Source organism: Methylobacterium sp. FW306-05-D (assembly GCF_058782155.1).
On the sequence record NZ_JBYSXL010000015.1, the window covers coordinates 41,782 to 57,437 of the forward strand.

20 protein-coding genes are annotated in these 15,656 nt (G+C 69.7%); 6 read left to right on the forward strand and 14 right to left on the reverse strand.

The window, feature by feature from the left end; genetic code table 11:
• Positions 1–23 precede the first annotated feature (23 nt).
• Together AC3WLN_RS08045 and AC3WLN_RS08050 are read right to left on the reverse strand one after the other, a co-directional pair.
• Positions 24–299, reverse strand: coding sequence for a hypothetical protein (locus tag AC3WLN_RS08045; protein ID WP_492480500.1), 276 nt, complete (start codon positions 297–299; stop codon positions 24–26).
• Between the two features lie 169 nt (positions 300–468).
• Entirely contained in the window at positions 469–678 is a 210-nt protein-coding gene (locus AC3WLN_RS08050; protein WP_492480501.1) for a hypothetical protein, read from the reverse strand.
• Positions 679–926: 248 nt separating this feature from the next.
• On the opposite strand from AC3WLN_RS08050, the gene argB reads away from it, so the two are divergent.
• Positions 927–1,823 (forward strand): acetylglutamate kinase, encoded by an 897-nt coding sequence (gene argB, locus AC3WLN_RS08055; protein WP_244013842.1) that lies wholly within the window; start codon positions 927–929, stop codon positions 1,821–1,823.
• A gap of 19 nt (positions 1,824–1,842) precedes the next feature.
• Here argB and AC3WLN_RS08060 read toward each other — a convergent pair whose 3' ends face one another.
• From AC3WLN_RS08060 to AC3WLN_RS08075, 4 genes are all read right to left on the reverse strand, one after another.
• On the reverse strand, positions 1,843–3,381 hold the full coding sequence (locus AC3WLN_RS08060; protein ID WP_492480502.1) for a SpoIIE family protein phosphatase: 1,539 nt from the start codon (positions 3,379–3,381) through the stop codon (positions 1,843–1,845).
• Positions 3,382–3,527: 146 nt separating this feature from the next.
• The gene (locus AC3WLN_RS08065; RefSeq protein WP_492480503.1) at positions 3,528–4,400 is read right to left on the reverse strand and encodes a GGDEF domain-containing protein; all 873 of its coding nucleotides are present in this window, start codon (positions 4,398–4,400) and stop codon (positions 3,528–3,530) included.
• Positions 4,397–4,783: a DUF1987 domain-containing protein gene (locus AC3WLN_RS08070; RefSeq protein ID WP_492480504.1), complete on the reverse strand. Its 387-nt coding sequence runs from the start codon at positions 4,781–4,783 to the stop codon at positions 4,397–4,399. The genes AC3WLN_RS08065 and AC3WLN_RS08070 overlap by 4 nt, the downstream gene beginning before the upstream one ends.
• 14 nt (positions 4,784–4,797) lie before the next feature.
• Complete coding sequence (locus AC3WLN_RS08075) at positions 4,798–5,352, reverse strand: SiaB family protein kinase (RefSeq protein WP_492480505.1); 555 nt, start codon at positions 5,350–5,352, stop codon at positions 4,798–4,800.
• 404 nt (positions 5,353–5,756) lie between these two features.
• On the opposite strand from AC3WLN_RS08075, the gene AC3WLN_RS08080 reads away from it, so the two are divergent.
• Together AC3WLN_RS08080 and AC3WLN_RS08085 are read left to right on the forward strand one after the other, a co-directional pair.
• The gene (locus AC3WLN_RS08080) at positions 5,757–6,485 is read left to right on the forward strand and encodes a pyrimidine 5'-nucleotidase (protein ID WP_492480506.1); all 729 of its coding nucleotides are present in this window, start codon (positions 5,757–5,759) and stop codon (positions 6,483–6,485) included.
• Positions 6,482–6,904: a metallopeptidase family protein gene (locus tag AC3WLN_RS08085; protein WP_492480507.1), complete on the forward strand. Its 423-nt coding sequence runs from the start codon at positions 6,482–6,484 to the stop codon at positions 6,902–6,904. Before AC3WLN_RS08080 ends, AC3WLN_RS08085 begins: the two co-directional genes overlap by 4 nt.
• Before the next feature lie 5 nt (positions 6,905–6,909).
• Here AC3WLN_RS08085 and AC3WLN_RS08090 read toward each other — a convergent pair whose 3' ends face one another.
• The 5 genes from AC3WLN_RS08090 to AC3WLN_RS08110 form a co-directional block, all read right to left on the reverse strand.
• Positions 6,910–8,148, reverse strand: a complete 1,239-nt coding sequence (locus AC3WLN_RS08090; RefSeq protein ID WP_492480508.1) for a peptide ABC transporter permease — start codon at positions 8,146–8,148, stop codon at positions 6,910–6,912.
• A 111-nt stretch (positions 8,149–8,259) separates the two neighbouring features.
• The gene (locus AC3WLN_RS08095; protein ID WP_492480532.1) at positions 8,260–8,787 is read right to left on the reverse strand and encodes a DUF2937 family protein; all 528 of its coding nucleotides are present in this window, start codon (positions 8,785–8,787) and stop codon (positions 8,260–8,262) included.
• Between the two features lie 92 nt (positions 8,788–8,879).
• The gene (locus tag AC3WLN_RS08100) at positions 8,880–9,164 is read right to left on the reverse strand and encodes a hypothetical protein (RefSeq protein ID WP_492480509.1); all 285 of its coding nucleotides are present in this window, start codon (positions 9,162–9,164) and stop codon (positions 8,880–8,882) included.
• Positions 9,165–9,169: 5 nt separating this feature from the next.
• Positions 9,170–10,171, reverse strand: coding sequence for a WD40 repeat domain-containing protein (locus AC3WLN_RS08105; protein ID WP_492480510.1), 1,002 nt, complete (start codon positions 10,169–10,171; stop codon positions 9,170–9,172).
• Between the two features lie 33 nt (positions 10,172–10,204).
• Entirely contained in the window at positions 10,205–10,876 is a 672-nt protein-coding gene (locus AC3WLN_RS08110; RefSeq protein ID WP_492480511.1) for a YoaK family protein, read from the reverse strand.
• A 168-nt stretch (positions 10,877–11,044) separates the two neighbouring features.
• On the opposite strand from AC3WLN_RS08110, the gene AC3WLN_RS08115 reads away from it, so the two are divergent.
• From AC3WLN_RS08115 to AC3WLN_RS08125, 3 genes are read left to right on the forward strand one after another with little or no spacing between them, the layout of a single operon-like run.
• Positions 11,045–11,473, forward strand: coding sequence for a response regulator (locus AC3WLN_RS08115; protein ID WP_492480512.1), 429 nt, complete (start codon positions 11,045–11,047; stop codon positions 11,471–11,473).
• 51 nt (positions 11,474–11,524) lie between these two features.
• Positions 11,525–11,911: a photosystem reaction center subunit H gene (locus AC3WLN_RS08120; protein WP_492480513.1), complete on the forward strand. Its 387-nt coding sequence runs from the start codon at positions 11,525–11,527 to the stop codon at positions 11,909–11,911.
• 55 nt (positions 11,912–11,966) lie between these two features.
• Positions 11,967–13,043, forward strand: coding sequence for an ROK family protein (locus AC3WLN_RS08125; RefSeq protein ID WP_492480514.1), 1,077 nt, complete (start codon positions 11,967–11,969; stop codon positions 13,041–13,043).
• A 15-nt stretch (positions 13,044–13,058) separates the two neighbouring features.
• On the opposite strand, the gene AC3WLN_RS08130 is transcribed toward AC3WLN_RS08125, so the two are convergent.
• The 3 genes from AC3WLN_RS08130 to AC3WLN_RS08140 form a co-directional block, all read right to left on the reverse strand.
• Positions 13,059–13,670 carry a DUF2939 domain-containing protein gene (locus tag AC3WLN_RS08130; RefSeq protein WP_492480515.1) on the reverse strand — a complete coding sequence of 204 codons (612 nt, stop codon included), beginning with the start codon at positions 13,668–13,670 and terminating at the stop codon, positions 13,059–13,061.
• A 14-nt stretch (positions 13,671–13,684) separates the two neighbouring features.
• Positions 13,685–14,230 (reverse strand): RNA pyrophosphohydrolase, encoded by a 546-nt coding sequence (locus AC3WLN_RS08135; RefSeq protein WP_492480516.1) that lies wholly within the window; start codon positions 14,228–14,230, stop codon positions 13,685–13,687.
• 104 nt (positions 14,231–14,334) lie between these two features.
• Complete coding sequence (locus AC3WLN_RS08140; protein WP_492480533.1) at positions 14,335–15,549, reverse strand: divergent polysaccharide deacetylase family protein; 1,215 nt, start codon at positions 15,547–15,549, stop codon at positions 14,335–14,337.
• Positions 15,550–15,656 lie beyond the last annotated feature (107 nt).

Sequence of the window (15,656 nt, forward strand, 5' to 3'; positions counted from 1 at the left end):
TCTCGCCTGGACAGGGCCCGCGGCTAGATCGCGTCGCGGTGTACGAGGACGATGGCGGCGGCGTAACCGGCCCGGCGCAGGTGACGCAGGTCGGCGTGGCGGCGCTCGCAGGTGACCTTGAGGTAGCGGTTTTCGCCCCCGGTCAGTCCGGTGGAGACCGCCGCCACCTGCCCATGCATCAGGCACTCCATCGGAGTCCGGGCAGGCGCGACGATGACGTCGAGGGCGGTGTCGCGCGAGCAATCCTTGGCGAGGAGCGTCGCGGCGCAGACGAGGGCGACGGAAAGCAGTTCGGACATGACGGACCCCTTGTTCGAGATGGCGAATAAGGTCCGCGGTGTGGCTCCGGCGTGCGAGCGGCCGCGTGATCGTTGCCTTGGTGTTCCCCGCGTCGTTGTTGTTGGAAGCTGCCAAGCACGGCGTGTGCCAGGGTGGTTTCTCGGGTGGAGCGGACGGCCCGTCGGGCGCTCAGCGGCGGGTCTGCAGCCAGTGCGGCTCGGGCTCCGAGCGCGGCAGAACGGCCGCGACGGCATCGAGATCGACGGTGAAGCGATCGGTGAGGAGCCGCCAGACCTCCGACGGCGAGGCGGCCTGATGCCCGAGCTGATCGACCGCGCTGGCGATGTGGTGCGGGTTCAGCAGGGTGGGACGCGGCTGGTACGGATCGGCATTAAGCATGGTGCAGAATCCCCGGCGATGGGATGATCATGACTTATCAACCTTAAGGAACACTTAACAATAAGCGGTTGCAAGTGCGGTACCACCGACGCCGCGGCCGGCAGCGCCCCGCCCCCTGCCGAACCCCGGCGAAACTCCCTGCCCGGATGCGAAATTCGTCTCCGCGCTGCTTCGCAGCGTCGCCTTGCTGCGCTAGAAGCCCGGCGTCGCGCGCGGTGCCCGACGCACCATCGAGGACGAGCCCCACGATGAAAGAACCGCTGCCCAACGTGCATGTGCGCGCCGAGGTCCTGGTCCAGGCCCTGCCGCACATGCAGCGCTACGACCAAGAGATCGTGGTCATCAAGTATGGCGGCCATGCCATGGGTGACCGGGCGGCGGCGGAGGATTTCGCCGAGGACATCGTGCTCCTCGAGCAGTCCGGCCTGAAGCCGATCGTGGTCCATGGCGGCGGCCCGCAGATCGGGCGGATGCTCGGCCGGCTCGGCATTGAATCGGAGTTCCGCGGCGGCCTGCGCGTCACCGACGAGGCCACCGTCGAGGTAGTCGAGATGGTCCTGGCCGGCTCGATCAACAAACAGATCGTCGGCTGGATCTCGGCCGAGGGCGGCCGGGCCGTCGGCCTCTGCGGCAAGGACGGCAACATGGTGCGGGCCCGCAAGGCCACCCGCACGATCATCGATCCGGAGAGCCAGACCGAGCAGGAGGTCGATCTCGGCCTCGTCGGCGAGCCCGAGCATGTCGAGCGCGGCGTCCTCGACGCGGTGCTAAAGGCCGAGCTGATCCCGGTCCTGGCGCCGGTGGCGTTCGGCGCCGACGGGCAGACCTACAACGTCAACGCCGACACCTTCGCGGGCGCGATCGCGGGCGCGCTCCGGGCCAAGCGCCTGCTGCTGCTCACCGACGTTCCGGGCGTCCTCGACAAGGACAAGAAGCTGATCCCGGAGCTGTCGATCGACGATTGCCGCCGCCTGATCGCGGACGGCACCATCACGGGCGGCATGATCCCGAAGGTAGAGACTTGCATCTACGCCCTGGAGCAGGGCGTCGAGGCGGTGGTCATCCTCGACGGCAAGGTCAGCCACGCGGTGCTGCTGGAACTGTTCACCGATTACGGTGCCGGCACCCTGATCCGCCGGGGCTGAAGCGTACCCTGCCCCGCCCTCACACGGCGCGGGGCCGAAAGGCCACCAGGGTCATGTCGTCCCGCCGGCTCCCGCCGGCCCGATAGTCGGCGAGCGCCGCGTCGAGGATCGCTACCTGCTCCGCCAGCGGAGCCGCCTGGTGGTTGGCCAGGATCTCGGTGACGCCGCGGTGGCCGAGAAGGCGGCGCGCCGGCCCGGAGCCGCCCATCTGGTCCGTGATGCCGTCGGTCATGAGATAGAGGGTCATGCCCGGCGTGACATGCAGGCGGCTCTCCTCGACGGATTGGCGCTCGCCCGGACGCTGCGGATAGCCGAGGCCGCGCTTGGCGCCCCGGATGCGGGTCACCGCCGCGCCGTCGATGGTGGTCAGCGCCGTACCGGCGCCGGCGAAGCGGATCTCGGACGTGGCCGGATCCCAGATGCAGAGACCGCAATCGAGCCCGTCGTCGGATTCCGCGCCGCGTCCGTCCTGACGCAGCTGGGTCCGGACCATTCCGTCCAGCGCTTCCAGGATGGCGGCCGGGTCGCGCAGGCCGCGCTCGTGGATCAGCCGGTCGAGGGCGGTGGCGACGATCAGGGTCAGGAACGCGCCCGGCACGCCGTGCCCGGTGCAATCGGCGACCAGGAGAATCCCGAGGCCGTCGATCTCCTCGAGCCAGAAGTAGTCGCCGCCGACCAAGTGCAGCGGCTCCCAGAGCACCGCCACGTCGAGGCCCGTGCCGTCGAGGGCGGAGCGGTCCGGCAGGACCGAACTCTGGATGCGCCGGGCGTAGCCGATGCTCTCCATCACGAGGTGGTTGGCCTGCTCCAGCTTCCGGTGGGCCTGTTCCAGTTGCTGCAGCAACTGCTTGGCCTCGTCACCGGAGCGCAGCCCGTCGACCATGCGGTTGAAGGCCTGGGAGATGACGTCGATCTCGTTGCTGGCGCGGAAGGCTCCGTCGAGCTCCACCGTCACCCAGCGCTTGTGCTCGACCTCGCGCATGGCCACCAGCAGGCGCTTCAGGGGGGCCAGCACGTGGCGGCGCACGTTGGCGTGCAGGGTCACCACGAAAGCGAGCATCAGGATCAGGCTGGTGCCGACGGCCAGCACGGCCTGCTTCTCGGCGTTGCCGCGCAGGTCCTCGGCGGAGATCGACAGGGTCAGCCGTCCCGCGGACGCCTCGCCGGGGGCAGCGACGAGGTCGGCCTGGGTGGTGATCTGCTCGAACGATCGCCCGCGCTTCGGTTCGCCGAGGGTCATCACCACCGTGCCGGCGGCATCGCGCAGGGTCGCGGCGCGAAAGGCCGGGTCGAGGGTCAGCGCCTCCATCGGACGACGATAGACCTCCGGGCTGGCGCTCCAGGCCGGGCTCGCGATCGCCTTGGCGGTCAGCGACGCCATCAGGCCCGCGCGCTCGGTATAGAGGCGGAACTGATCGTGATAATTCACCCAGGCGATGGCGATCTGCGTCACCAGCACGACGACAGCGATGACGGGGTAGATCCGGAGAAAGAGCGTGTGGGCGAGGCTGTCGAGGTCGCGGCCCTGGGCCGAGCCGCGCAGGGCGCCCGGACGCATCGAGCTCGGTTCCGCGCCCGGGACGTCGACGAAGCCCGCCGCGGACAGGAAATCGCTGCTGCGCCGGGGCCCGGCCCCGCGCAGCGAACCGCCCCGGATCCGGGCAGATTTGGAAGGCCCAAGGCCTGCGGCGTCGGAGTCGGCGATCATGGGCAGGTCGCGTCCCCCTGGGCCTTGGGCTCGTCGGGCTTCATGGCGACGCGGTTGCGGCCAGTTCTCTTGGCCACGTAGAGAGCCGCGTCGGCCCGTTGCATCGCGGTCTCGAGGCTTTCGCCGGGCTGGGCCTGGGCGACGCCGATGCTCACGGTGATCCGTATGGCGGCGTCCATCGTCGGCACCGGCGTCGCGGCGACCGCCTCACGCAGGCGCTCGGCAAAGGCGACGCCCGCCTCCAGATACGTATCCGAGAGAACGATGGCGAATTCCTCGCCGCCGGTACGGCCGATGAAGTCGAGAGTGCGCAGGCTGGCCCGACAGGTCGCCACGAAGGACATCAGTGCCGCGTCGCCGGCGGCGTGGCCGAAACTGTCGTTGAGGAGCTTGAACCGGTCGAGGTCGAGCATGAGGATGCAGACCGGGGCACCGCTGCGGTCGTGGCGCTGCCACTCGCGCGCCGCGATCTCCATGAACCGGCGCCGTGCCAGGGCGCCCGTGAGGTCGTCGGTGTCGGCGAGGCGCCGCAATTCGGCCTCGAGGCGGGTCCGGTGCTCGATCTCGCTCGACAGGGCGGCGTTCAGGACCTGAAGGTCGCGGCGCTGCTGGGCGAGGGAATTGTTGGCCTTCTGAAGGTCGAGTTGCATCCGGTCGCTCATCCGGACCAGCCGCCGCTGCTCCCGGTAGCCCCGGCGATAGGCGTCGGCGAGCGCCTGGACGCCACCGGCCACATCGGAGAGCCCGGAGAGCATCGCCTCGGTGCGGGTCAGGACCGCTTCCTCGGCGTCGTAGAGGCTGAAGGAATCGGCGGCGGCCTCGGCAGCCGTCTCGACGGCGCTGGCAACGGCTCTGATCGCGTGGGTCATGCGGCCTCCCTCACCATTTCGAAGCGAGCGAAGGAGAAGTCGGCGGCGAAGTCCTCGCCCGCCTCCTCGATGGTCTCGTCGCCGTCGGCGAAGCGCCAGCGTACCGTCACCGAACGCCCCTCCTCGGCCGCGTCTTCGAGGGGCATGAACAGGTTCATCAGCGCCTTTGCGCTGGACGAGTTGAAGTAGGCGAGCCCCACCTCGAACACGATCGCAGGCCCGGACGCGTCCGTCAGGTAGGCCCGCAGGGCCTGCAGCAGGGGCCCGAAGAAGGCCGCCGCATCCTCGGGGTAGGATTCGCCGTGCAGGGAGAGATGCCCGGTCGCGAAGTCGAAATCGACCCGCGGCGAGCGTTCCGTAGCGGCTAGCTGAATTCGGTCCATGGTTAATCGGCCCGTCAGATATAGGCTTTGAGGCAGAAGAAGCTGCGTCCGGAGCCGAGCTCCTGGAAGTCGTATTCGACCGGCGCACTGGAGCGCCGGGCGATCTCGATCAGGCCGATGCTGCCGCCGAGGCTGCCCTCGTCCGGCGGCTGGCGCAGCTTCTCCCGGTAGAACGCCTTGAGTTCGTCGCTGCTGAGACTCGCGATGTGATCGAGGCGGGCCCGCAGCGGCGACACGTCGGTAACGGGCAGTTCGTTGCCGCAGACGACGTAGAAGCGCCCCCCTTCCATCCCGACGACGATCACGCCGTGACTAATGAGGCCCGTTTGAGGGCCACCCGGCTTCACGACCTTGTCGGCCGAGTAGCGGATCACGTTCTGGGCCTGCTCCACGAAGACCGCGAAGACGCGCTTGGCGACCGAAGCATCGGTCTCGCCCTGGCTCATGCGCAGCTTGAGCACCTCGCCGAGGGAGAAGAGGACGTTCTCGGAAATGTCGCCGCCGAAGGAGAGGATCACGCCCTGACGCCGCGAGGCGTCGAAGAAGTTCATGAAATCGCGAGCGAGCAATGCAATTTCTCCTGCCTCTCGACACCGGCAGCGGCCGCGCCGCGCGCTGTACCGTCTCGAAGAAATAGCGCCGCGTTCGTATATGTCGGGTTAAAGTGCCACCTGGGAAACGTCTTTACGCATATAAGCAAATGTGGACTGAAAACGCTGTAAATCTGCCTATTTCGAATCCAGATCGAGCAGTTTTGCCTAAACAGAGGTCATTGCATCTCGGCCGGACAGATTCCGTGTGTCTGCGCGCCCTCTGTCGACCGGCCGATCGAGGGACCGGCGCCGGCTCGGCCGCTTGCGGGCGGCGTAAGGCCATGCTCTGAAAAGGTAGCGCTCCGCTTCCCATCGCGGCGCCCGGTCCCCATCTTCTGCGGCCGGGCTTCGCGGCTCTCATCGAACCACATCGACCTATCGTGTTCCTTCCCGGCGAAACCCACTTCACCACGGCGCAATCCCGCGGCTTTCGCCACGTCGACACCTGGGTGTTTGATCTCGACAACACGCTGTACCCGAGCGATGCCCGCGTCTGGCCGCAGGTGGACGAGCGCATCACCCTTTACGTGATGCGGCTCTACGGGCTCGATGGGCTCTCCGCCCGAGCTCTGCAGAAGTATTTCTACCACCGCTACGGGACGACGCTGAAGGCGCTAATGGTGGAGGCAGCGATCGACCCGCACGACTTCCTCGACTTCGCCCACGACATCGACCATTCGTCGATCCGCCTCGACGCGGCACTGGGCGATGCCATCGAGCGCCTGCCCGGCCGCAAGCTGATCCTGACCAACGGATCGCGCCGGCATGCCGAGAGCGTGGCGGCCAAGCTCGGCATCCTCGACCACTTCGAGGACGTGTTCGACATCGCCGACGCCGATTTCATCCCGAAGCCCGAGCGCTCCACCTACGAGCGCTTTCTCAAGCGGCACGGGGTCGAGCCGCGCCGTGCGGCCCTGTTCGAGGACATCGCCCGCAATCTCATCGTGCCGCACGACATCGGCATGTCCACCGTGCTGGTGGTCCCCCCGACGATCGACCCCTTCCGCGAGGCCTTCGAGCAGGAGGCGGTGCGCGAGCCGCATATCGACCACATCACCAGCGATCTCGCCGAATTCCTGGCGCAGCGCGTGCTGCCGGAACTCGCATGAGCGGCGGGACCGGCCCGGACTGGGCATCGGCCCGGGCGCCGGACCTCGGCACGATCGAGGATCTGGCCCATGCCGCCTTCGCCAATCTGCCGCTGGCATTCCGGAACCTCTGCGCCGGGCTCGTGATCCATGTGGAGGACTTTCCCGACGACGAGACTTTGCGGGAGATGGATTGCGAGAGCCCGTTCGACCTCCTCGGCCTGTTCCGGGGCATCGGCCTCGCGCAGGGCGGCGAGACGGCGACCGGCCAGATGCCGAACCAGGTCTGGCTCTATCGCCGACCCCTGCTCGATGACTGGGCCGAGCACGACGAGTCCCTCGGGCACCTCGTCACGCATGTCCTCGTCCACGAGATCGGACACCACTTCGGCCTGTCGGATGCCGACATGGAGGCGATCGAGGCGGCGGCGGATCCCTGAGGGGGTCAGGCCTTCTGGGCGGAGGGAAGCAAGCTGGCCTTGGGTCGGCGGGTGCGGAACTGCCCGCGCTCCACCGCCACGAAGACCAGGACGGCCAGAGCCAAGGTGGTGAGCCACCACATCACCGTCATACCCACGCCGATGCAGGCGATCAGGAAGGCCGAGGCGAAGGCCGCCATAGCACCCGGCACCAGCACGGACGCCTCGCGGCCGGCCCGGCGGATCGCAGCGTGCAGAGCGAAGGCGGCCGCGAAGGCCCCCACGAGACCGAGTTCGTACCAGAGCTCGAACAGCAGGGTGCGCGGCGCGTTCATCGGCAGCAGGTTGACGTAGCGCCCGCGCAGGGCCGTCTCGAGTCCGTGTCCGGTGACGAGACGCAGCGGCTCGCTGGTGACGATGGTCTGCCAGGCCTTCAGGCTGAGCACGCTGGGCGCACGGCCGCCGAAGACCGTCGCGCCGATCGGTCGGGCGACGAAGGGAAGGATCGGGCCGAGCACCAGCAGGGCAGCCGCCGTGACGCCCAGGAGCCGCGGGGCCAGGATCGGCCGGAACGCGGCGAGAGCAAAAGCGACGGCGCCGATCGCCAGGCCGACCAGGGTGGTCGGCCCGGGTGAGACGATCAGCGCGACCGAGACGAGCAGCGCGAGTCCGAGGGCCTCGCCGTTGCGCCCGCGCGACCGGAGCCAGGACACGGCCGGCCAGACGAAGAGGACGAGGAGGATCAGGCCGCGATCGAGGATCGCGTCCTCGTCCGGTCCGAGCAGGCCCTGGCCGAACGGTCCCTGCCCCGTGAGCCCGAGGCCGATGGCGAAGACGGCCGCCGCCGCCACACCCACCGGCAGGAGGTAGAGGTTGGCCGAGCGCATGCGGTCCGGCAGGGCGAGGTACCCCGCCATCGTCATCAGAAGCGTCGCGACCACGTTGAGCAGCCGTTCGGTGGCCAGGCTGAGGAACGGCGTCCAGATCAGCGACAGTGCCGACCATAGGATCACGAGGCAACCGGCCAGGAAGGCGGGCGACCGCAGCAGGCGGGTGGAGGCCATGCCGACCGGGCGGGCCCGGCCGTCGATGGCGCTGGCCAGAAGCAGGAGCGCGATGGAGATCGGCGCCAGGATGACCACGGCCCGTCGGGCGACCTGTGCCGCCACCGGCATGATCACGAACAGGCCGATGAAGCCGATCCGCCGCAGCAGCGCCGCGGCATCGAGAGCGGGATCGACCGAGGTGGAGGGAGCGCGCGCCATGGGTTCGATGGAGGCCGTGAAACGGCGCCAGGATGAGGCCCGCGCGCTAACGGCGAGACCCTAGTGCAGCCGGGAGGGCCAAGCTGTAGACGTCGTGCAACAGTCGGGCCCTCACGCCGGCCGGGATACAGAGCGCCGGCTTCGGCCCGCGACCAAGCGCCGGCAGAGATCAGCGAGGATGCGCCAGCCCGCCCAGGTCGCGAGAAATCCGACGAGACCCGCGGTGAGGCCATCGGCGGTGGTGGGGATGGCGGGCGTATAATCCTGGTAGGTGGCCCGAGCGAGGGAAAGGTCCGGATCGCGCACCAGGGCGACGACGCGACCGAGGGGTCCACCGGCTTCCGAGAGGTCCCGCCGCTGCCGATCCAGGGCGGCGAGACGCGCGATGTCCTGGCGGGCCGCCTCGCCGCGGCGGGCGACCAGGGGGTCGCCGTCGCCGCGCAGGCGTGCCACCGCATCCTCGCGGCTGCGACCGGTGGCGGCGGCATCGGCCTCGAAGCCGGAGACCACCCGGCGCAGTTCGTCCAGGGTGCCGCCGAGACGCTGCGCATATTGCTGGGCGAATTCCGGCGCCTGCGCGGCGACGGCACCGCCGATGAGTGCCAGGGCGAGCCCCAGGGTGCGTAGGACGCGAAACACCGGCCTCTCCACGAGCGTGACGTTATGGGACAAGGGCACGACGCCGCGGCGGGTTCCGGCCGGAGACTCGAGGCTCCGGAGCGGAGCTCTCTTCACTCCGAAGCGGACCTCTCCTGTGCGAACGCCGCGGTGATGTCGGCTTCGGTGACCTCGGGCATGGGCCGGGCGATCTTCAGGGCGCGGGTCGGGCGCCCGGACGCGAGGATCAGGATGACGGTCTCGGTGCCCGGACAGGCCGGGTCGGCGCAGACGATCTCGCTCGCCTTGACGACGACGCTCTCCGCCAGCCCGCCATTGCGGCGGACCCAGGCGGCGATCGCCTCCCGGGTGCCCTGGTCCGCCGGGGGCCGGCGGCTGCCGAAGCCGAACAGCGCCATCGCGGTCAGGCCGGCAGGGTCAGGAGACCGGCCTGACCGTCGGTGCAGCCGAAGGCGAGGCGGCTGCCGCGGCCGTCCCAGGCCAGGGCCGAGATGCCACTGCCCTTCACCGCGTGGCGCACCAGCAGTTCCGAGGCATCGGAGAAGCGCACGAGGAGGATGCAGCCGTCCTCGTACCCGATGGCCAGGACCAGGGCCTTGGGGTGGAACGCCACGCGCGAGACCCGCGCGGGACGTACGCCGCACTCGCGCGGCGCTTTGCCGGTCGGGCCTTCCTTGGAGTCGAACGGCCAGACGATGGCAGCCTCCGCACCGCTGGTGGCAAGCCAGTGCCCGTCGCCCGACCAGGAAACCGAGCGCACCTTCGCCGGATAGCCCGACATCCGCATATGGCCGCGATCGGGTTGGAGGCGCCAGCCATGCAGCGAATTCTCCTGCATCGTCGTCACCACGAACCGGCCGTCCGGCGACCAGGTCACGTCGATATGCGAGCCCTTCCACTCGATGAAGTCGGGGGCGGTGTCGAGGTTCGGGTACCAGAGGGTGGCGCCGTTGTAGTGGGAGACCGCGAGGCGGTAGCCCTTCGGCGCGAAGGCGAGGCCGCGGGCGGTGGAGGGCGCGGCGAAGGCCTTCTCCCGCCCCTTGGCATCGCGGGCGACGACGTTGCGCCCGGCCGCGTAGGCGAGGCCGCCCTCAGGATGCAGCGCGAGGGCGTCGATCCAGGCACCGTTCTTCGCGGTCGCGACCTCCACGACATCGCCCGTGTCGGAGGTCGCCACCACCCGGCCGTCGTCGCCGCCGGTGACGAGGCGGCGCCCGTCGCCGGCCGCCACGAGAATGCCGGCCTCCGGATGCGCCTCGACCCGGCGGATATCGGCGCCGGAGGCCAGGAGCACGCCCCCGTCGCCGAGCGCCAGGGCGAGAGTGTCCTTCAGCCAGACCGTGGCGGTGACATGGGCGCCGGCCGCCAGCGGCGTCACGTGATCGAGGAGGGAGGGGGCACTCATCGCAGCGGATCTCTCAACCAGGGGCTCGCGGGCTCACTTCGCAACGGCGGCCTTCGCCGGCACCGCGCGCGCCGTCAGGACCGTCGCGACGAGCGCGAGGAGGCCGGCGATGCCGGCGGGAATGGCGAGGGCATACAACGCCAGCTTCCCGTAGGCGACCGTCCCGGCCACCGATCCGACGAGGAGCGCGAACCAGACGACGGCGTCGCCGATCCAGGCCGTGCGCGCACCGCGCCGGGCGAGGGCCAAGGCCAGCTTCTGGCCGAAGCCGAACAGGGCGCCGGTGACGAAGGTCGTCCCGGCGCGGAAACCCTGGACGTGGGACAGGACAGCATTCTGCGCCCCCATCGCCAGGGCTAGCATCAGCGAGGCGATACCGGAATCCGGCGCGGCCGTGGCGGCCTCGAAGGCGGCACCGACGATCGCGGTCTCGAAGCCGAGAATGACCGGCGTGACCCAGCGCGTGGGCGTCAGGGCCGAGAGGCCGCCACCGCAAAGGCCTCCGAGGAGGAAGGCGGCGATCAGCAAGGCCGGCAGGATGGCGTGGCGCGGGTCGCCGTGCCCCAGGGAGACCGCGAACTGGGTCGTGTTCCCGCTCATGAACGAGGTGTAGAGGCCGCCGAGCCGGATAAAGCCGAGGGCATCCACGTAGCCGGCCAGGGCCGTGAGGAGGAGGCCGAAGCCGAGGTGCCAGGGACGGGTCATGGACGGGGAGCACGCTCGTTCACCACCGCCGCCACAGGGTTAAAGCTTCGCTTACCAAGTCGGCGCAATTGGAGTGATCGGCGGCGAACGAAGCGCCTCGGCGACCCGTTTGCCTTGCGATCCGGCCCGGCCCCCAGGGGCTCACACCGGGTGAGTAGGAGTTGCGTCATGATTTCCTTCGCCTGCGCCTTTCCCGTCCATCCCGCCTTCAGCCCGCGCGCCGCCGCCGAGACCGTCCTGGTTGTCGAGGATGAGGCCATGGTCTGCGAGCTCGCCGCCGAGGCGCTGCTCGACGAGGGCTACCGCGTCCTCACCGCCGCCGATGCCGACGCGGCAGAGGATATCCTGGCGCGGGAGCGCGTTGACCTGCTCTTCACCGATATCGACCTGGCTCGCAACACGAACGGGATCACCCTCGCGCATCGCGCGCGCCGCCACTTGCCGAACCTGCCCGTGGTCTACACCTCGGGCGGGCGCGGCCATCTCTCCCAGGCCGAGGCCGTCACCCGGTCCATCTTCGTCCCGAAGCCCTACCGCCTGAGCCATCTCGTGGCGCTCGCCAACGAGATCCTGCGTTCCCACCCCCACCACGGTTGAGACCGGACCGCGCACGGCGCGGGTTCGGTCGCCGGAGCCCGGAGCCTTCCGATGCGCAATCTGTCTACCCCTCGCGTTGCCTCCCTCCTCGCCCCTCTCCTCGTCCTCCTCGCCGGCACCGCCACGGCCTCGGCCGCCTGCGACGTGAAAGGCGCCAAGCTCGAGGAGGCAATCGCGGCCAAATCCGAGCTGCGCGAGACCGCCAACAAGCAGACGGTGCGCGACCTGCGCACCCTGCGCGACGCGGCGATCGTGCTGGAGACCTACAAGTACGCCGCCGAATGCGAGCGCCTGGTCGAGATCGTGCGGGCCCTGGCCGCCAACCCCGAGAAGACCATCGAGCGCGGTGGCGACACCGACGAGGACAAGGCCGAGGACCTGATGGAAGCCCGCGAACCGAAAGCGCCGACCCCGGGCGAAACCGCTAAACCCAAATGAGCGTCCCGCGCGTTGGGCTGCGCGTAAAGACGAGGCAGAGGGCAGGCGGAGCGGCATGGCGAAGGACACTCAGATCCGCGAGGCGGGCATCGCGCACGCGGCACAACGGCTGCCGTCGGTGGTGGTCGACGACTACAACATCGAGTTGAAGGACGGCGACGGTTTCATCGGCGACCGGGTTTCGAAGGCAGCCTTCCGCGAGATGCTGGAAGCGTGCCGGGAACGCCTGCGGGCTCTCGGCGACGATCCCCTCGGCGACAAGGACAGTTGCGACTTCTCCAAGCGCCGCCTCGACCAGATCCTGCTCGGGGACGATCCCCTGGCCTCCGGCGTGGTGTTCAGCGCCATCGAGGACTTCGCGCAGGAACTCGCCCGCGTGGCGCGCCTCTTCCTCGGGCAGGATGGTTGGGAAGGCACCCAGGCGATCGTGGTCGGCGGCGGGTTCTCCGACAGCCGGGCCGGCCGGCTCGCGGTCGCGCGTGCGGGCTTCCTCCTGCGCACAGGCGGCCTCGACATCACCCTCGAGCCGATCCGGCACCATCCCGACGAGGGCGGACTGATCGGCGCGGTGCATCTGGCGCCCTCCTGGATGTTCTCCGGCTACGATAGCCTGCTCGCCGTCGATATCGGCGGCAGCAACATGCGCGCGGGCGTGGTGGTCACGAACCTCCGGAAGGCTTCGGACCTGTCGCGCAGCGAGGTCTGGCGTTCCGAGATCTGGCGCCACTGCGACGAGGACCAGATGCCGAGCCGCGACGAGGCGGTGGAGCGGCTCGTGGGGATGCTCAACGACCTGATCCGGCGGGCGGACCGTGCCAACCTCACCCTGGCGCCCTTCATCGGCATCGGCTGCCCCGGCATGATCGAGGCCGATGGCACCATCGACCGCGGTGGCCAGAATCTGCCGGGCAACTGGGAGGGCAGCGACTTCAACCTCGTCGAACGCGTGACGACGGCGATCCCGCGCATCGGCGAGCATCCCACCATGGTGGTGATGCACAACGATGCCGTGGTTCAGGGTCTCAGCGAGGTTCCGGACCGCAAGGATGTGACGCGCTGGGGCGTCCTCACCATCGGCACCGGCCTCGGCAATGCGCGGTTCACCAACCGCGGCACCGACGACGAGGCGTAGGGCCGCCCAAACGTCTCAGCGCGCTTTCGCGCCGGTGCGCGCGAAGGCCTGGGCGATGCGCTCGCGCAGTTCGTCGTTGAGTTCGATATCGACAAGGCGCCAGGTCCAGCCGCGAAGGCGCAGGCGGATGCGCAGTCGCCGGTCGCGGCTGGCCTCGGGCGGCACGCCGATGACCACGGTGCGAAAGCCCCGCATCTCGGAGGCGAGATAGAACGGAATCAGGCGGCGGAGATTGTCGATCCGCAAGCCTCCGCCCCTGGATTTTCCGTCCGGCGCGTCGCGGCCGATTTCCACCGATTGCGGCCAACCGTCATCGAGGAGGTCGACCACCGTGGCGGGGGTGACGAGGGCCTCGGCGATGGGGATCGCCAAAGCGGCGGCGGCCTCCGCGATCCGCTGGCGCTCTCGCGGCTCGGCCTCGGGTGCCGCGGGGTCGCGCCCCTGCGCGGCTGCCGCGGCCTGGCGGATCACCGACAGGCGCAGGGTCCGGAAATTGACGTGCCGGGCGATGTAGTCTGTGTCGTGTGATTGGACCGCACGGGCCAGATCGTAGAGCGCCCAGAGCGGCGTCAGCGTGTACGCGAACCATCCGAGCACCAACAGGATCGGAATCGACCACCACCGCATCGGGCGTCAGGCCGTCATGCGGATGCGTGCCACGCCGTGAGCCCCGAGAAGGCCTCGACCACGCCCTCGTAGACCGGGCGCTTGAACGGCACGATCAGGTCCGGCAGCCCGGCGATCGGCTCCCAGCGCCAGGCGTCGAATTCGGACTTGAAAGCTCCGTTGCCGGGTGTCGCGACGTCGATCTCGTCGTCGGAGCCGAGGAAACCGAAGGCGAACCACTTCTGGGTCTGGCCGCGATACCGTCCCTTCCAGGCCTGCTTCAGAACCTCCGGCGGCAGGTCATAGGAGAGCCAGCCCGCAGTCTCGCCGAGGCGGACCACGGAGGCGGCCGCGACATTGGTTTCCTCGTGGAGTTCGCGCAGGGCGGCGGCCTCCGGATCCTCACCGTCGTCGATGCCACCCTGGGGCATCTGCCAAGCCCGTCCATCCGCCACGTGCTCCGGACCGGCATCGGCCCGCCGACGCCCGATGAAGACGAGGCCAGCGCGCGAGATCAGCGTGATGCCGACGCAGGGACGGTACGGGAGGTCGGCGCCGTCGGCGATCGGGGATGCGGTCATGGGCGGGACCATAGGCAGGCGCAGCATGTGCCGCAACGCACGAAACGGCGCCGCCGCGCAATTCAGGGTCGGGTCGCCCAGGCGCACACGCCGGGGACGATGCTTCAGGGCTTGGCGCTGGTCAGTCGGGCGTTCGCGCCACTGCCCCGCAGGGCGACGCTGACGGGAACGAGGCGGATGCCGCGCGCCTCCACCTCGGCGGCCCAGCGAGCGATCCGGTCGATGCTCATCGGCAGGGCGGAAGCCGAGGCGAAGGCGAAGCCCTTCAGACGTGCTTGAGCTTCGAGTCGTGCCAGTTCCCGGTCGATCGCCTCCGGGCGCGGCAGGGCATCGAGCACGATCTCGGCGCGCGCGACGGGCACCTTCGCCTTTGCGGCCAGCGAGGCGGCGAGCGAGCGCGGCGAGGTGCCGTCGTCGACGAAGCCGAGGCCTCGGGCGCCGATCTCGCGCAGAACCGGTTCGAGGGCGGCCGGGTCGCTGGTCAGCTTCGCGCCCATGTAGTTGACGATGCCGACAAAGCCGGAGAACCGGCTCATGACCCAGCTCAGTCGGTCGAGGTTCTCCGGAGGGCGCGAACCGGTCAGCAGCGTCTGCGGGCCCGGATCGCTGTCGGGGTAGTCGAACGGCTCCATCGGCGCCTGGAGCAGGGCCTCGTGCCCGGCTTCGCGGGCTCGGGCGACGGTCCGTTCGAGGTCGCTGCCGTAGGGCGCGAAGCCGAGGCTGATCGCGGGCGGAAGCCGGGTGATGGCGCTGGCGGTCGCCGCCTGACCGATCCCCAGGCCCGAGACCAGGATGGCGATGCGGGGGCCTGAACCGCCGGCATCAGGGCGGGCGTAGACGTCGAGAGCGCGCAGGCGCCCGTCCCCGAGGCGCGGGATGTTGCCGTGGCGCCCGCGCTCGACGAGGCGCGGATCGGGAGCGGCGGTCAGCTTGACCGGAGCCGCGGGCGGAACCTGGATCACCACCGCATCCGTGGGCGCCGCCGTACCGGTCGGGCGCACGACGGTCACGCCAGAGGCATTCTCCACCTCGCTGGCGCTGCTCGGACCGGCTTTCGGCGCCTCGGACTTGGCCGCCTGTTCCGCCGGTTCCACCGCCGCAGGTTCACGAAGCGCGATGGTCGCGATCGCGCTCGGCTCGCCGCCCTCGGGATCTCCTGCCACGACGAGGATGCTGGCGCCGAGGACGAGACCCACCACGAGTCCGCCGAGCACCATCGGCGCGGTCACCTTCACCTGCAGCAGCGACCGAAGGCGCTGGCCGGCGGTCGGCTTGCCGCCGAGCGGACGAGTCAGGATGTCGTCGGTGGCCACGCGCAGCCGCTTCCCCAGGCTTCCGGACCGATGCGCGGGGGGGCCTTCTCACGGCCGAAACAGCAACGGCCCCCACGTCGGTCCTGGACCGACATTGGGGGCCGTCATGGTTA

Excerpts from the sequence above, each read along its gene's own strand:
- AC3WLN_RS08045 (WP_492480500.1), bottom strand. The coding sequence starts at position 299 with ATGTCCGAACTGCTTTCCGTCGCCCTCGTCTGCGCCGCGACGCTCCTC.
- AC3WLN_RS08050 (WP_492480501.1), bottom strand. The coding sequence starts at position 678 with ATGCTTAATGCCGATCCGTACCAGCCGCGTCCCACCCTGCTGAACCCG.
- argB (WP_244013842.1), top strand. The coding sequence starts at position 927 with ATGAAAGAACCGCTGCCCAACGTGCATGTGCGCGCCGAGGTCCTGGTC.
- AC3WLN_RS08060 (WP_492480502.1), bottom strand. The coding sequence starts at position 3,381 with ATGCGTCCGGGCGCCCTGCGCGGCTCGGCCCAGGGCCGCGACCTCGAC.
- AC3WLN_RS08065 (WP_492480503.1), bottom strand. The coding sequence starts at position 4,400 with ATGACCCACGCGATCAGAGCCGTTGCCAGCGCCGTCGAGACGGCTGCC.
- AC3WLN_RS08070 (WP_492480504.1), bottom strand. The coding sequence starts at position 4,783 with ATGGACCGAATTCAGCTAGCCGCTACGGAACGCTCGCCGCGGGTCGAT.
- AC3WLN_RS08085 (WP_492480507.1), top strand. The coding sequence starts at position 6,482 with ATGAGCGGCGGGACCGGCCCGGACTGGGCATCGGCCCGGGCGCCGGAC.
- AC3WLN_RS08090 (WP_492480508.1), bottom strand. The coding sequence starts at position 8,148 with ATGGCGCGCGCTCCCTCCACCTCGGTCGATCCCGCTCTCGATGCCGCG.
- AC3WLN_RS08100 (WP_492480509.1), bottom strand. The coding sequence starts at position 9,164 with ATGGCGCTGTTCGGCTTCGGCAGCCGCCGGCCCCCGGCGGACCAGGGC.
- AC3WLN_RS08105 (WP_492480510.1), bottom strand. The coding sequence starts at position 10,171 with ATGAGTGCCCCCTCCCTCCTCGATCACGTGACGCCGCTGGCGGCCGGC.
- AC3WLN_RS08110 (WP_492480511.1), bottom strand. The coding sequence starts at position 10,876 with ATGACCCGTCCCTGGCACCTCGGCTTCGGCCTCCTCCTCACGGCCCTG.
- AC3WLN_RS08115 (WP_492480512.1), top strand. The coding sequence starts at position 11,045 with ATGATTTCCTTCGCCTGCGCCTTTCCCGTCCATCCCGCCTTCAGCCCG.
- AC3WLN_RS08120 (WP_492480513.1), top strand. The coding sequence starts at position 11,525 with ATGCGCAATCTGTCTACCCCTCGCGTTGCCTCCCTCCTCGCCCCTCTC.
- AC3WLN_RS08125 (WP_492480514.1), top strand. The coding sequence starts at position 11,967 with ATGGCGAAGGACACTCAGATCCGCGAGGCGGGCATCGCGCACGCGGCA.
- AC3WLN_RS08130 (WP_492480515.1), bottom strand. The coding sequence starts at position 13,670 with ATGCGGTGGTGGTCGATTCCGATCCTGTTGGTGCTCGGATGGTTCGCG.
- AC3WLN_RS08135 (WP_492480516.1), bottom strand. The coding sequence starts at position 14,230 with ATGACCGCATCCCCGATCGCCGACGGCGCCGACCTCCCGTACCGTCCC.